The organism is Streptomyces bobili, assembly GCF_002154575.1.
Lineage (GTDB): Bacteria > Actinomycetota > Actinomycetes > Streptomycetales > Streptomycetaceae > Streptomyces > Streptomyces bobili.
In genome coordinates this window covers 1-14,360 of sequence record NZ_MUBA01000017.1, presented here as the reverse complement: position 1 = coordinate 14,360, position 14,360 = coordinate 1, and the positions used below count along the sequence as shown (strand labels likewise).

Here is a 14,360-nt window from a genome sequence, read left to right as displayed (position 1 = left end):
ACGACGTGCTGGCCGCCGCAGCCCTGCGGCGGCCAGCACGTCGTCGACCGGTGCGGTGAGGCGGCCACGCCGGGAGATCACCACATGCGGATGCGCCGCGTAGGAGGCCAGGTCCAGACCGGCGGCGCAAGGGTGGCCGGCACGCATCGCCACGACGAGCCGGTCCTCGCCGAGCGGCTCGGACCGGAACTCGGGCAGGGTCGGCCGGCCGCCACCGAGTTCCAGATCGACGCGGCCGTGACGCAGGTCGTCGGCGTCGACGGGGTTCTCCGCCAGCACCCGCAACCGCACGCCGGGAGCCCGCTCCTGGATCCTGCCGACCAGGACCGGTGCCAGCGACACGGCCACCGCGTCGTGACACTGGACCGTGAAGGTGCGATCGAGTCCGGCAAGGTCCAACTCGCGGACCGGGGACAGCACTTCGTGCGCCTGCCGGACCAGCCGGTGCACCTCCTCCCGTACCGAGACCGCGTACGGGGTGGGGGCCATGGAGTGGCCGGTGCGCACCAGGATGTCGTCCCCGGTGACGGCCCGCAGCCGGCCCAGGGTGCGGCTGACCGCGGGCGAGGACAGGTGCAGCCGCTGGGCCGCGCCCCCCACGCTGCCCTCTTCGAGCAGGGCGTCCAGCACGGTCAGCAGATTCAAGTCCAATTGCATGGAAGTAAATCCTAGCCAGACATAAATCCACTTCAATCAACTTCAGGAGCGTCCCGTGACCCAGGAACTGCTGTCCGCGACCGTCGCCGCCGTCCGCCACGCCGGATCCCGGATGATGACGCGCTATTCCACGGAGTCCCGTCAGCCGGGCCTTCCCGAACTGCTCGCGAGTCTGCGGGCCAATGACGCGGCCGTCGTCGACATCCTGCGCCCGGCGCTGACCGCGGCCCTGCCGAGTGCGGGCTGGCTGAACGACGAGCACGGGTCGGGATCGATGGCCGCGGGCGAGTGGTGGCTCATCGACCCGGTCGGCGGCAACGTCAACGCCGTGCACGGCATGCCCGACTGGAACATCGGCGTGAGCCTCGTCCGCGACGGCCGCCCGGTCCTGGCGGTGGTCCACGCCCCGGTCCTCGACGAGATGTTCACCGCCACCGAGGGCGGCGGGGCGTTCCTCAACGGCGTACGGCTGCGGGTTTCGGCCAAGACGTCGCTGGATGCCGTGCTGGCCGGGACCGGGCAGGCCCAGCCCGGACACGACCCCGACCTCGCCGAGCGCACCGGCTCCGCCCTCACCGCGATGCTGAACTCCGCCCTGTGCGTGCAGGTCTCCGTGCCGGTCACCGGCCAGCTCGCCCAGGTCGCCGCCGGCCGGATGGACGTGCACTGGCAGTTCGACAACGTCCGCTCCCACACCGCCGGTGTGCTGCTGGTCCAGGAGGCCGGAGGCGTCGTGACCGACCTCGAGGGCAAGCCGTGGGAGCCGGCCACCACGAGCTACCTCGCCGCCGCGCCGGGCGTGCACGCCGCCGCACTGGACGTCCTCACCAGGTGACGGACGTCCGGACCGGGCCGTCTCCGCCCTCCTCTCCGGCTGTCAGGATTGACCACTATGCTCACTTCATGCCGGAGGCCGCAGGCGAGGGTCGCACCGCGCTCGACGGACCGCTGGAGAGAAGGGGAGGCGATCGTGTGCTGAGAGAGGTCGCCGCAACCCGCTACGTCGAACCCCTGCGCTCCGGCGGCTCCGTGCCCGCGGTCGTCGAGGCCGACGACCTGGGGACGTACGTCGTGAAGTTCACCGGCTCCGCGCAGGGTCGCAAGGCGCTGGTCGCCGAGGTGATCGTGGGCGAACTGGCGCGGGCCCTGGGCCTGCGCTTCCCCGAGCTGGTCCTGGTCCACTTCGACCCGGCGATCGCCGACGACGAGCCCCACCAGGAGGTCCGCGACCTGCACGCCGCCAGCCACGGCGTCAACCTCGGCATGGACCATCTGCCGGGCGCGCGGGACTTCACCCCGGACATCGCCGAGGTGTTCCCCGTGGACCCCCTGGAGGCCGGCCGGATCGTCTGGCTCGACGCCCTCACCGTCAACGTCGACCGGACCGTCCACAGTTCCAACCTGATGGTGTGGCCCACGCTCGGCACCGTGCCCCCGCGCCTGTGGCTCATCGACCACGGCGCCGCCCTCGTCTTCCACCACCGCTGGGACGGCTCCGACCCGGCGAAGAGGTACGACTTCCGCCACCACGCCCTGGGCCGCCACGCCCCCGACGTACGGGCCGCCGACGCCGAACTGGCGCCCAGGGTCACCGAGGAGCTGCTGCGGGAGATCGTCGCCGAGGTGCCGGACGCCTGGCTCCTGGACGAACCCGCCTTCACGACCGCGGACGAGGCCAGGACGGCGTACGTGAACCATCTCCACGCCCGCGCGGCTGCCTCCGCGGCCTGGCTGCCCACGGACTTCCCCACCCGCGACGAACTCGCCGCCGAAGAGGCCCGGCGGGCCGCGAAGACCAGGCAAGGACGGCCGGACTGGCTCAAGCGGGTCCCCGACCTGCACGGCAAGCCGGCCGCGGAACAGGATTGGTCGGTACACCTCGGATGACGGAACCATCGGACGGCCGGCGGGTCGAGATCGAGTACTGCACCCAGTGCCGCTGGCTGCCCCGCGCCGCCTGGCTGGCACAGGAACTGCTCACCACCTTCGAGGCGGAGCTGACCGAGCTGGCCCTCAAGCCGGGCAAGGGCGGCGTCTTCGTGGTCCGGGTGAACGACGAGGTCGTCTGGGACCGCCGCGAGCAGGGCTTCCCGGAGCCGACCGCGGTCAAGCGGCTCGTCCGCGACCGAGTGGCCCCGGGGAAGTCCCTGGGCCACTCGGACAAACCGGAGTGAGAACCGCAGTGAACTGTCGCCGGGGTCAGCCTGTGAGCTGCTCGTAGGCCGGCAGGGTGAGGAAGTCGGCGTAGTCCTCGTCGAGGGCGACCGTCAGCAGCAGGTCGTGGGCCTGCTGCCAGTGGCCGGCCGCGAAGGCCTCCTCGCCGATCTCGGCGCGGACGGCGGCCAGTTCGGCGGCGGCGACCTCGCGGGCCAGCTCCGGCGTCACCCTCACCGTCGTACCGTCGCGTTCGACCTCGACGCCCGCGTTGATCCACTGCCAGATCTGCGAGCGCGAGATCTCGGCCGTCGCCGCGTCCTCCATCAGGTTGAAGATGGCGACCGCGCCCAGCCCGCGCAGCCACGCCTCGATGTAACGGATGCCCACCTGCACGGCGTTGACGAGACCGGCGTACGTCGGCCGCGCCTGGAGCGAGTCGACGGCGAGCAGGTCGGCCGCCTTGACGTCGACGTCCTCGCGCAGCCGGTCCTTCTGGTGGGGCCGGTCGCCGAGGACCCGGTCGAAGGACTCCATGGCGATCGGCACCAGGTCGGGGTGGGCGACCCAGGACCCGTCGAAGCCGTCGCCGGCCTCCCGGTCCTTGTCGGCCCGCACCTTCTCGAAGGCGACCTTGTTGACCTCGGCGTCGCGGCGCGAGGGGATGAAGGCCGCCATGCCGCCGATGGCGTGGGCGCCGCGCTTGTGGCAGGTGCGCACGAGGAGTTCGGTGTACGCGCGCATGAACGGGGCGGTCATCGTGACCGCGTTGCGGTCCGGCAGCACGAACCTCGGCCCGCCGTCACGGAAGTTCTTCACGATGGAGAACAGGTAGTCCCAGCGGCCCGCGTTCAACCCCGAGGCGTGGTCGCGGAGTTCGTAGAGGATCTCCTCCATCTCGTACGCGGCGGTGATCGTCTCGATGAGGACGGTCGCGCGCACACTGCCCTGCGGGACGCCGATGTGGTCCTGCGCGAACACGAACACGTCGTTCCACAGACGGGCTTCGAGGTGCGACTCGGTCTTCGGGAGGTAGAAGTACGGTCCCTTGCCGAGGTCGAGCAGCCGGCGGGCGTTGTGGAAGAAGTACAGGCCGAAGTCGACGAGGGCGCCGGGGACGGCCCGGCCGTCGACCTTCAGGTGCCGCTCGTCCAGGTGCCAGCCGCGCGGACGCATGACGACGGTCGCCAGCTCCTGCGCGGGGCGCAGGGCGTACGACTTGCCGGACACCGGATCGGTGAAGTCGATGTTCCCGCGGTACGCGTCGATCAGGTTGAGCTGGCCGAGGACGACGTTCTCCCAGGTCGGCGCGGAGGCGTCCTCGAAGTCGGCGAGCCAGACCCGTGCGCCCGAGTTGAGGGCGTTGACGGTCATCTTGCGGTCGGTGGGGCCGGTGATCTCCACCCGGCGGTCGTCGAGCGCGGCGGGCGCGGGGGCGACCTTCCAGGAGTCGTCGGCGCGGATCGCGGCGGTCTCCGGGAGGAAGTCGAGCGTGCACGTGCGGGCGATCTCGGCCCGGCGCTCCGCGCGCAGCGCGAGGAGTTCGTCACGGCGCGGCGTGAACCGGCGGTGCAGCTCGGCCACGAAGGCGAGGGCCGCGCCGGTGAGGACCTCGTCCTGCCGGGGCAGGGGCTCGGCGTCGACGACGGCCGCCGGGGACGGCACGGATGCGGACATGAGCTGTCACTTCCTTCAGCGAGCGTGGCACCGGGTGCCGGACGACCCGGGTGGGGCGGGGAGCGTGCGGAGAGCGACCGAACGCTTCTGAGCAGTGGATTCTAGTTTCCTCATCGTGGAAGTTCAATGGTTTGTTGATGTCGAGATTCTCCGGGTCGAGGGAAGGTGGCTCTGCGTGCCACCCCGTTCACTCAAGGTGGATCAGATCGTCCACCGTGTCGATGTCGTACGGCCGGGCCACGTCCCCGCACTCCACCAGCCGGATCTCCGGCTCGTGCGCCGTCAGGTAGCCGCGTGCCCCCCGGTCGCCCGTCGCGGCCTCCGCGACACCGGCCCAGTGGGCGGCCCCGAGCAGCACCGGGTGCCCGCGCTTCCCGTCGTAGGCGGCGGACACCAACGACGACTCGCCCTCGTATCCGGCGAGCACCCGCGCCAGTGCCTCCTCCCCGATGCCGGGCTGGTCGACCAGCGAGACGAGCGCGGCCGTCGCCCCCGTCCCGGCCAGCGAGTCCAGACCGGCCCGCAGTGAGCCGCCCATGCCCCGCTCCCACTGCGGATTCACCACCGGCACGCACCCGTCGAGCCGCGCCCGCTCCTGTACGGCGTCGGCGGCGGCCCCCAGGACCACGTGCACGCGCGTGCAGCCCGCCGCGCGCAGCGCCCGCACCGCGTGTTCGACGAGCGGGCGCCCCCGGTGCGTCAACAGAGCCTTGGGGCGTCCGCCGAGGCGCCGCCCCCCGCCCGCGGCGAGGAGCAGTCCGGCGACCTGCCCGGCGACCTGGTGTTCCGTGTGCGTCATGCGTTCTGCATACCTGAAGAGGCGGCGGCCGGGCGGTGTCGCAGGGCTGAATTTCGGTCCCCGGTGTGGCGGAGCGGGTGCCGGGTGGCGTTTACTGACCCGCGTCCTCACGGCGTCTGACCACCGTCACCAGGACGCTACGTACGTACGTACGCACGAGGGATGTGCGAGGGGGAGAGCTGTGTTGCGGAGCTTGGGACAGAGGCCAGTGACCGGCAGCGACGAGGACCCGAGGGTGGCGGAACTGCGGACCGCGGTGTCCCGGCTGCGCCGCGAACTCGCCGCGCACCCGGCCGAGTTCCCGGACCGGGTCATCGCCGAGGACGAACTCGCCGCGCTCGCCGCGATGGCTGCCCACGGCACCCCGGAGATTCCGCGGCTGCGCCGCTCCCTGCTGCTGATCGCGGGCGCGATCGGCTCGGTGAGCGCGCTGGCGCGGGGGTTGTCGCAGGTGCGCAGCGCGGTGGACCTGTTCGGGGAGCCGCCGCGAAGGTGACGGACCGTCAGCGGCGCACGGCAGCGGTCCGGTTGCGGCGGCCCGCTTGCATAGGTCCCGTGGGATCGGCGCGCCGGGGAATCGGTGCCGTCGAAGCGGTCCCGTTCAGACGGTCGTGCCGCCCGGGTTCGACAGCACCTCGGACAGTTCCGCTGCCACCTGCTGGAGTACCGGCACGATCTTCCCGGTGGCGGACTCGGTGACGCGGCCCGCCGGCCCGGAGATCGAGATGGCCGCCGCGGTGGGGGAGTCGGGCACCGGGACCGCGAGGCAGCGCACGCCGATCTCCTGCTCGTTGTCGTCCACCGCGTAACCGGCGGTGCGGACCTCCGCCAGGGCCGCCAGGAAACCCTCCGGGGTGGTGATCGTCCTGTCCGTCGCGGCCGGCATGCCGGTGCGGGCGAGCAGCGCGCGCACCTCGGCGTCCGGGAAGGCCGCGAGGAGGGCCTTGCCCACGCCCGTGGAGTGCGGCAGGACCCGACGGCCGACCTCGGTGAACATGCGCATCGAGTGCTTCGACGGCACCTGCGCCACATACACGATCTCGTCGCCGTCAAGGAGCGCCATGTTCGCCGTCTCGCCGGTCTCCTCGACCAGCCGGGCCAGATACGGGCGGGCCCACGTGCCGAGCAGCCGGGCCGAGGACTCGCCGAGGCGGATCAGCCGCGGACCGAGCGCGTAGCGGCGGTTGGACTGCTGGCGGACGTACCCGCACGCGACCAGGGTGCGCATCAGGCGGTGGATCGTCGGCAGCGGGAGCCCGCTGCTCGCGGAGAGTTCGCTGAGGCCGACCTCCCCGCCCGCGTCCGCCATCCGCTCCAGCAGGTCGAAGGCGCGCTCGAGGGACTGGACCCCGCCGCTGCTGGACTTGGCGGAGTCGGTGGTGCTGGCGCTGGACGTCGGCACGGGCGCGTTCCTTTCGAAACCTGCGGGAAGGGCTGAAGCCTACCCGGCGGTCGGTTGACTCCCCGCTGGTGCGTAGCTACGTTCTGCTTGCCGGAAGGGTAATTCCGTTTTGTGGAAACGTCCAGAGTGGCCGCGCCGGGTGCACTGTGGAGGAGTGTGCCCTTGACGGCGTGGTGGCCGGGAGTGAAGACTCCTTCAACAGAACGTTGAATTCCGTTACGCGGAGGTTGCGCGGAGTGCGCCCGCAAGCGCGCCCCGGGCCGCCCCGCGTTTCGCGGAAGTGAACGGCGGCAGAGAGGGGTTCGGGTGTCCGACGCTGAACTGGTGCTGCGCTCCACGCGCGTCATCACTCCGGAAGGGACACGCGCCGCCTCGGTCGCGGTGTCCGCCGGCACGATCACGGCCGTACTCCCGCACGACGCCGCCGTACCGTCCGGCGCCCGCCTGGAGGACCTCGGCGACGACGTCCTGCTGCCCGGCCTCGTCGACACGCACGTGCACGTCAACGACCCCGGCCGCACCGAGTGGGAGGGCTTCTGGACCGCCACGCGCGCGGCGGCGGCCGGCGGCATCACCACCCTCGTCGACATGCCGCTCAACTCCCTCCCGCCGACCACGACGGCCGAAAACCTGAGCGTCAAGCGGCGGGTGGCCGCCGACAAGGCGCACATCGACGTCGGCTTCTGGGGCGGCGCCCTGCCCGACAACGTCAAGGATCTGCGCCCCCTGCACGAAGCGGGCGTCTTCGGCTTCAAGGCCTTCCTCTCCCCGTCCGGCGTGGACGAGTTCCCCCACCTCGACCAGGACCGTCTCGCCCGGTCCCTGGCCGAGATCGCCGGATTCGACGGCCTGCTCATCGTGCACGCCGAGGACCCGCACCACCTCGCGTCCGCCCCCCAGCAGGGCGGACCCAGGTACGCCGACTTCCTCGCCAGCCGCCCGCGCGACGCCGAGGACACCGCCGTCGCCGGCCTGATCGCCCAGGCGAGACGCCTGCACGCACGCGTGCACGTCCTGCACCTCTCCTCCAGCGACGCGCTCCCGCTGATCGCCGCCGCCAAGGCCGACGGCGTACGCGTCACGGCCGAGACCTGCCCGCACTACCTCACCCTCACCGCCGAGGAAGTGCCCGACGGCGCCAGCGAGTTCAAGTGCTGCCCGCCCATCCGGGAGGCCGCCAACCAGGACCTCCTCTGGCAGGCACTGGCCGACGGCACCATCGACTGCGTGGTCACCGACCACTCCCCGTCCACCGCCGATCTCAAGACCGGCGACTTCGCCACCGCCTGGGGCGGCATCTCCGGCCTGCAACTCAGCCTCTCCGCCGTCTGGACGGAGGCCCGCAGGCGCGGCCACGGCCTGGAGGACGTCGTCCGCTGGATGTCGACGCGCACGGCGGCCCTCGTCGGCCTCGACCGCAAGGGCGCCATCGAAGCGGGCCGCGACGCCGACTTCGCGGTCCTCGCACCCGACGAGACCTTCACCGTCGACCCGGCCGCCCTCCAGCACCGCAACCGGGTCACCGCCTACGCCGGCAAAACCCTGCACGGCGTCGTGAAGTCCACCTGGCTGCGCGGCGAACGCATCGTCGCCGACGGCGAGTTCACCGCCCCCAAGGGCCGGCTCCTCACCCGCGACCACTGACGCGAACCCCGCACCCGCCCGCACGCGGCCGACCCCCGAAAGGAACCCCTGATCACCGTGACGGCGCAGCAGCAACCCCTGTCGGCCGGTTTCACCGGCGACGCGAACCCCTACGGCGGAGGCGACCCGTACGCGGACTACCGCACCGCGGACCTCCCCTTCACCTCCCACGCCAACCTCGCCGACCGGCAGCTCGGCGCCGCCGTCATCGCCGCCAACGACGAGTTCTTCGCCCAGCGGGAGAACCTGCTGCTGCCCGGACCCGCCGAGTTCGACCCCGAGCACTTCGGGCACAAGGGCAAGATCATGGACGGCTGGGAGACCCGCCGCCGCCGGGGAGTCTCCGCCGACCACCCGTGGCCGACGGCCGACGACCACGACTGGGCCCTCGTCCGGCTCGGCGCGCCCGGCGTGATCCGCGGCATCGTCGTCGACACGGCCCACTTCCGCGGCAACTACCCGCAGGCGGTGTCGGTCGAGGCCACCTCGGTGGCGGGCTCGCCCTCGCCCGAGACCCTCCTCGGGGACGACGTGAAGTGGACGACGCTCGTCCCGCGCACCCCCGTCGGCGGCCACGCGGCGAACGGCTTCGCCGTCTCCGTCGAACAGCGCTTCACCCACCTGCGGGTCAACCAGCACCCCGACGGCGGCATCGCCCGGCTCCGCGTGTACGGCGAGGTCGTCCCGGACCCCGAGTGGCTGGCCGTCCTCGGCACCTTCGATGTCGTCGCCCTGGAGAACGGCGGGCAGGCCGAGGACGCCTCGAACCTCTTCTACTCGCCGGCCACCAACACCATCCGGCCGGGACGCTCCCGCAAGATGGACGACGGCTGGGAGACCCGCCGCCGCCGGGACCTGGGCAACGACTGGATCCGGTACCGGCTGGCGGCCCAGGCCGAGATCAGGGCGCTGGAGATCGACACGGCGTACCTGAAGGGCAACAGCGCAGGGTGGGCGGCCGTGTCCGTGCGGGACGGCGAGGAGGGGGAGTGGCGGGAGATCCTGCCGCGCACCCGCCTCCAGCCGGACACCAGCCATCGCTTCGTGCTGCCCGCCCCGGCGGTGGGCACCCACGCGCGCGTGGACATCTACCCGGACGGGGGCATCTCGCGGCTGCGGCTCATCGGCTCCCTGACGGAGGCCGGCGCGGGCGCCCTGCGGGCGAGGCACCAGGAACTGGGTGGCTGAGCCGAGTTCCGCTCCTGGCCCTGGGGGCTCCGCCCCCAAACCCCCGGCCTATGCCCACCCACCACCCGACTCGGTGAGATGAAAGGCGGGCCAAAAGCGGGTCCGGGGGCGCAGCCCCCGGACCCGCCCCGCAGCGGAGCCCTCACCTCACGCCGCGTGGCCGCCGTCCACCGCGAACTCCGCCCCCGTCACATAGGTCGCGCCCGCCAGGTACGCCACCGTCGACGCCACCTCACCGGCCGTGCCGAACCGGCCCAGCGCGGTCAGCGCCGCCTGACCGCCCGCGTACGGTCCGTCCGCCGGATTCATGTCCGTGTCGATCGGACCGGGATGGACGAGGTTGGCCGTGATCCCCCGCGGCCCCAACTCCCTCGCGAGCCCCTTCGTCAGCCCGACCAGCGCCGACTTGCTCAGCGCGTACAGTGTCCCGCCGGGGCCCGGCACCCGCTTGGCCATGCAGCTCCCGATCGTGATGATCCGGCCGCCGGCGCCCATCCGCCCGGCGGCCGACCGGGACGTGAGGAAGACGCCCCGCACGTTCACCGCGAGCACCCGGTCCACGTCCGCGAGCGACAGGTCCTCCAGCGGGCCGAGCACCCCGATCCCCGCGTTGTTCACCAGCACGTCGAGCCCGCCCAGCGCGTCCACCGCCGCGCCGACCGCACCCGCCGCCTCCCCGGCGTCCGCGGAGTCCGCTCGCAGGGCCACCGCACGCCGTCCCAGGGCCTCGACGGCCCGGACGACGTCGTCGGCCGCTTCCTTGCCGTTCACGTACGTCAGGGCCACGTCCGCGCCCTCCCGCGCCAGCCGTACCGCCGTCGCCGCACCGATGCCGCGGCTGCCGCCGGTCACCAGGGCCACCTTGCCGTTCAGGTTCTTCTCCGAAGTCGTCATGCGTTCATTCCAGCGCCGGGCGCCCCGCCGTGCTGGCGGCGAACGGACGCCGACCTCCCTCACCGGGCCGCTCTCACCCGACCGTCCTCGGCAGGCTCTCTACGTCCGCCAGAACAGGTGGTGCGTCACGCCGCTCGGGCTGGGCACGACGTCCAGGTGGTAGCGGTCGAGCAGCTCGTCGGGCGACTCCCACAGCTTCAGTCCGGAGCCGAGCTTCACCGGCGAGACCACCACGTGCAGGGTGTCGACGAGGCCGGCGTCGAGGAACTGCCGGATCGTGCTGACCCCGCCGCCGAGGCGGACGTCCTTGCCCCGCGCCGCTTCGCGCGCCTGTTCGAGGATCGCGGCCGGGTCGCCGGCGACGAAGTGGAACGTGGTGTCGGAGAGCGTGAGCGAGGGCCGCTCGTGGTGCGTCATGACGAACACGGGGGTGTGGAACGGGGGCTCCTCACCCCACCAGCCGCGCCACTCGTCGTCCTGCCAGGGCCCGCGCACCGGCCCGAACTTGTTGCGGCCCATGATCTCGGCGCCGATGTTGCGGGCGTAGTCCCGCGTGAAGAGGTCGTCGAGGCCCCGGCTGCCTCCGGGGTCGGTGCGCATGGGCCAGCTCGCCGTGGCGCCGGCCCAGGCGAACAGCCTTCCGGGGTCGACGTGGCCGAACGGCCGCTCGAGGCTCTGGTCCTCACCGGCACCGATGCCGTCGCTCGAGATGTTGAAGTTCTGGACCCTCAGCAACTGCGTCATGTGTTCCTCCTGTGCTGTCGGCAACGGAGGGGAGACCGTCAGGGCGACGGTTTCTCATCGGTCCGTCCGTGGCAGGTTAACTCCCGGAAAACTCATGCCGCTTGACGGGAAATTCTCGTGAGTTGTCATTGACATGCCATCATCTACGCGCGTCATCATGGAGCCATGAGATTCCCCCCACGAATCACACGCATCGGCGGCGCCGCCGCCCTCCTGTCCGCCCTCCTCGTCTGCGGCACCGTCTCCGCCGGGCCGGCGACCGCGGCGGCGACCGCGGTCGGCAGCATCTGCTACAGCGACCTGCCCTCGCAGGCGTACACCACGCTGCGGCTGATCGACCAGGGCGGCCCGTTCCCGTACGCGCAGGACGGATCCGTCTTCCAGAACCGGGAAGGCATCCTGCCCTCGAAGTCCTCGGGCTACTACCACGAGTACACGGTCAAGACGCCGGGCTCCTCCACGCGCGGCGCGCGTCGCATCGTGACCGGGCAGCAGACCGAGGAGGACTACTACACCGCCGACCACTACGCCAGCTTCGACCTGGTCGACCACGACTGCTGAGCCGGGCCGGCTCAGCAGTCGTACTCGACCGTCGTAGGGGAACGGACCGCTGCGTGGCGGGTCGTCGAGGAACGGTGCCACCGGCCGGAGGCCCGGCCCGCGTTCAGCCGGGCTTCCGGCTCTCCGCGGCGGCGAACAGGGCCAACGCGAGCACCAGCAGCGCGACGCTCGCGTAGACCTCGTAGCCGTCGAGGACGCCGAACCGCTGCACGAGTCCCCAGTCGAGGTCGGTGAACTCGTGCACCAGGCCGGCGACGCCCTGCACCAGGGCGAAGAATCCGAGTAGCTCCAGAAGCTGCTTCATGCCCCAGACCCTCGCCCCGCGGTCCCCCCACACACATCGGCCGCGGGGCGAGACGCTCGTGACGGAAGGCTCTCGTCGGCGGGTCGCGGTACACCCTCGGTCGGTACCGGTGCGACTTTCGGCGGTGTCCGGGCGGCGCAGGTCGCCGATCCCGGCCGAGGAGGGGTGCGGCTGCCCCCGGCTGCGTAGATTTGTCGACCATGAGGGGTGACGACCGGCCGGTGCCGGTACCGCAGGCAGCGATCTTCCCGACGCGGCGATGGCTGCTGCCGTCCGCCGTGGCCACGGAACTCGACCCGGACGCCGGACGGTCCGGCAGGCGGCCCCGGCGCACCGCGCGCGACTGGCTCGTCGACTTCACCTGTTTCGTGATCGCCGTCGTCCTCGGCCTGGTGGTGGCCGACACGCTCACCGAGCAGGAGAACCTCCCGCACTCCCTCGTCGTCGCCGACCAGATGCTGGGCGCGCTCGCCTGCGCCGCCGTGTGGCTGCGCCGCCGCTGGCCCTTCGGCCTCGCCGCCGCCACGATCCCCTTCGCCTTCCTCTCCACTACCTCGGCCGGCGCCTGCACGATCGCCCTGTTCACCCTCGCCGTGCACCGGCCCTTCCGGTACGTCGCCTGGGTCGGCGGTCTCCAGCTCGCCGTGATCCCGCTGCTGCTGTGGGCCCGCCCGGACCCCGACCTGGAGTACGGGCCGGCCGTCGTGTGGACCGTGCTGATCACCGTGGCGGTCATCGGCTGGGGCATGCTCGTGCGGTCCAAGCGGCAGCTCATGCTGAGCCTGCGCGACCGGGCCCGGCGCGCGGAGACGGAGGCCCGGCTGCGGGCCGAGCAGGCGCAGCGGCTGGCCCGCGAGGCCATCGCCCGCGAGATGCACGACGTGCTCGCCCACCGGCTGACCCTGCTCAGCGTGCACGCGGGCGCGCTGGAGTTCCGGCCGGACGCGCCCCGCGAGGAGATCGTGCGCGCGGCCGGGGTCATCCGGGAGAGCGCCCACGAGGCCCTCCAGGACCTGCGGGAGATCATCGGCGTACTGCGGGCCGGTGAAGGGGAACACGACGACGCGGGCCGGCCGCAGCCGACCCTGGCCGCCCTGGACGCGCTGGTCGCCGAGTCCCGCGAGGCGGGCATGAAGGTCACCCTCGACCAGCGCGTCACCGACCCGGCCGCCGTGCCCGCCTCCGTCGGCCGCACCGCCTACCGCATCACCCAGGAGTGCCTCACCAACACCCGCAAGCACGCGCCGGGCGCGGAGGCCGCCGTCGTGGTCGCGGGCGCCCCCGGAGAGGGACTCACGGTGACCGTCCGCAATCCCGCCCCGGAGGGCGATGTCCCGCCCGTCCCCGGTTCCGGCCAGGGCCTGATCGGCCTGACCGAACGGGCGACCCTCACCGGGGGCCGCCTGGAGCACGGACCGTGGGCGGACGGCGGCTTCGAGGTGCGCGCGTGGCTGCCGTGGCCCGCCCCCGCGTGACGCCGGCCGGCCGTCCCCTGCCTCCCGTCACCGGGGGCCAACTCCCCGGCTTCCGCCGTGATTACGTAGGGACCATGACTGCGATCAGACTCCTCCTCGTCGACGACGACCCCCTGGTGCGAGCCGGTCTGTCCCTCATGATGGGCGGCGCCCGGGACATCGAGATCGTCGGTGAGGCCGCCGACGGCGGCGAGGTCGAGGCGCTGGTCGACCGCACCCGCCCCGACGTCGTCCTGATGGACATCCGGATGCCGTCGGTGGACGGCCTGACCGCCACCCGGCGGCTGCGAGCCCGCGAGGACGCCCCTCAGGTCGTCGTCCTCACCACCTTCCACGCCGACGAGCAGGTGCTGCGCGCCCTGCGCGCGGGCGCCGCCGGGTTCGTCCTCAAGGACACCCCGCCCGCCCAGATCGTCGACGCGGTACGCCGGGTCGCGGCCGGCGACCCCGTCCTGTCGCCCACCGTCACCCGCCAGTTGATGGCCCACGCGGCCGGCACCGCGGCCGACGACCGCCGGGCACGCGCGCGTGCCCGCGTCGCCGTCCTGGGCGAACGGGAACGCGAGGTCACCGTCGCGGTCGGGCGCGGCCTGTCCAACGCCGAGATCGCCGCCGCGCTCTTCATGAGCGTCGCCACCGTCAAGACCCATGTCTCCCGCGTCCTGGCCAAGCTGGACCTCAACAACCGCGTGCAGATCGCCCTCCTGGCGTACGACGCGGGACTGCTGGACGAGGACCGGCCGGGCCGGGACGCCTGACCGGGATCCGTCGGCCACAGCGGGGACGCGGGGGCGGCGGGGGAGCGGTCGACGTACGAGGGACCCGACCAGGCGCTTGCCGCCCCTCCCTACGCCCCCGGCG

The 14,360-nt window shown here is 72.5% G+C and carries 16 protein-coding genes; 9 read left to right on the top strand and 7 right to left on the bottom strand.

Translation table 11 applies throughout. The annotated features are described in order from the left end of the window. A partial coding sequence (locus BZL64_RS02115; protein ID WP_086765494.1) for a LysR family transcriptional regulator occupies positions 1 to 657 on the bottom strand: 657 nt, incomplete at its 3' end. A 55-nt stretch (positions 658 to 712) separates the two neighbouring features. Between BZL64_RS02115 and BZL64_RS02110 the strand changes: the two genes are divergently transcribed. The 3 genes from BZL64_RS02110 (at position 713) to BZL64_RS02100 (ending at position 2,831) form a co-directional block, all read left to right on the top strand. After that, positions 713 to 1,492 carry an inositol monophosphatase family protein gene (locus BZL64_RS02110; protein ID WP_086765491.1) on the top strand — a complete coding sequence of 260 codons (780 nt, stop codon included), beginning with the start codon at positions 713 to 715 and terminating at the stop codon, positions 1,490 to 1,492. Between the two features lie 137 nt (positions 1,493 to 1,629). After that, positions 1,630 to 2,544 (top strand): HipA family kinase, encoded by a 915-nt coding sequence (locus BZL64_RS02105; protein WP_086765488.1) that lies wholly within the window; start codon positions 1,630 to 1,632, stop codon positions 2,542 to 2,544. Continuing rightward, positions 2,541 to 2,831 (top strand): Rdx family protein, encoded by a 291-nt coding sequence (locus tag BZL64_RS02100; RefSeq protein ID WP_086765486.1) that lies wholly within the window; start codon positions 2,541 to 2,543, stop codon positions 2,829 to 2,831. The genes BZL64_RS02105 and BZL64_RS02100 overlap by 4 nt, the downstream gene beginning before the upstream one ends. A 25-nt stretch (positions 2,832 to 2,856) precedes the next feature. Here the strand turns inward: BZL64_RS02100 and aceB are convergent, their stop codons facing one another. Both aceB and BZL64_RS02090 read right to left on the bottom strand, forming a co-directional pair. Further along, on the bottom strand, positions 2,857 to 4,488 hold the full coding sequence (gene aceB / locus BZL64_RS02095) for a malate synthase A (RefSeq protein WP_086765484.1): 1,632 nt from the start codon (positions 4,486 to 4,488) through the stop codon (positions 2,857 to 2,859). 187 nt (positions 4,489 to 4,675) lie between these two features. Continuing rightward, positions 4,676 to 5,287 (bottom strand): nucleotidyltransferase family protein, encoded by a 612-nt coding sequence (locus BZL64_RS02090; protein WP_086765482.1) that lies wholly within the window; start codon positions 5,285 to 5,287, stop codon positions 4,676 to 4,678. Between the two features lie 181 nt (positions 5,288 to 5,468). Here BZL64_RS02090 and BZL64_RS02085 point away from each other — a divergent pair, with 181 nt between their 5' ends. After that, positions 5,469 to 5,783 carry a DUF5955 family protein gene (locus BZL64_RS02085; protein ID WP_086765480.1) on the top strand — a complete coding sequence of 105 codons (315 nt, stop codon included), beginning with the start codon at positions 5,469 to 5,471 and terminating at the stop codon, positions 5,781 to 5,783. Between the two features lie 105 nt (positions 5,784 to 5,888). Here BZL64_RS02085 and BZL64_RS02080 read toward each other — a convergent pair whose 3' ends face one another. Then, the gene (locus BZL64_RS02080) at positions 5,889 to 6,689 is read right to left on the bottom strand and encodes an IclR family transcriptional regulator (RefSeq protein ID WP_086765478.1); all 801 of its coding nucleotides are present in this window, start codon (positions 6,687 to 6,689) and stop codon (positions 5,889 to 5,891) included. A 306-nt stretch (positions 6,690 to 6,995) separates the two neighbouring features. On the opposite strand from BZL64_RS02080, the gene allB reads away from it, so the two are divergent. Continuing rightward, a complete protein-coding gene (gene allB, locus BZL64_RS02075; RefSeq protein WP_086765476.1) occupies positions 6,996 to 8,333 on the top strand; it encodes an allantoinase AllB in 1,338 nt (445 codons plus the stop codon). Positions 8,334 to 8,390: 57 nt separating this feature from the next. Next, positions 8,391 to 9,521 carry an allantoicase gene (gene alc / locus BZL64_RS02070; RefSeq protein ID WP_086765474.1) on the top strand — a complete coding sequence of 377 codons (1,131 nt, stop codon included), beginning with the start codon at positions 8,391 to 8,393 and terminating at the stop codon, positions 9,519 to 9,521. 147 nt (positions 9,522 to 9,668) lie between these two features. Here alc and BZL64_RS02065 read toward each other — a convergent pair whose 3' ends face one another. After that, complete coding sequence (locus tag BZL64_RS02065) at positions 9,669 to 10,415, bottom strand: SDR family oxidoreductase (RefSeq protein ID WP_086765472.1); 747 nt, start codon at positions 10,413 to 10,415, stop codon at positions 9,669 to 9,671. 99 nt (positions 10,416 to 10,514) lie between these two features. Beyond that, a complete protein-coding gene (locus BZL64_RS02060; RefSeq protein ID WP_086765470.1) occupies positions 10,515 to 11,159 on the bottom strand; it encodes a dihydrofolate reductase family protein in 645 nt (214 codons plus the stop codon). Between the two features lie 165 nt (positions 11,160 to 11,324). On the opposite strand from BZL64_RS02060, the gene BZL64_RS02055 reads away from it, so the two are divergent. Continuing rightward, positions 11,325 to 11,720 (top strand): guanyl-specific ribonuclease, encoded by a 396-nt coding sequence (locus tag BZL64_RS02055; protein ID WP_086765467.1) that lies wholly within the window; start codon positions 11,325 to 11,327, stop codon positions 11,718 to 11,720. Positions 11,721 to 11,823: 103 nt separating this feature from the next. Here the strand turns inward: BZL64_RS02055 and BZL64_RS02050 are convergent, their stop codons facing one another. Next, entirely contained in the window at positions 11,824 to 12,024 is a 201-nt protein-coding gene (locus BZL64_RS02050) for a hypothetical protein (protein WP_086765464.1), read from the bottom strand. Positions 12,025 to 12,224: 200 nt separating this feature from the next. Here BZL64_RS02050 and BZL64_RS02045 point away from each other — a divergent pair, with 200 nt between their 5' ends. Together BZL64_RS02045 and BZL64_RS02040 are read left to right on the top strand one after the other, a co-directional pair. After that, entirely contained in the window at positions 12,225 to 13,499 is a 1,275-nt protein-coding gene (locus tag BZL64_RS02045; RefSeq protein ID WP_208639344.1) for a histidine kinase, read from the top strand. A gap of 74 nt (positions 13,500 to 13,573) precedes the next feature. Beyond that, a complete protein-coding gene (locus tag BZL64_RS02040; protein ID WP_086765492.1) occupies positions 13,574 to 14,257 on the top strand; it encodes a response regulator transcription factor in 684 nt (227 codons plus the stop codon). Positions 14,258 to 14,360 lie beyond the last annotated feature (103 nt).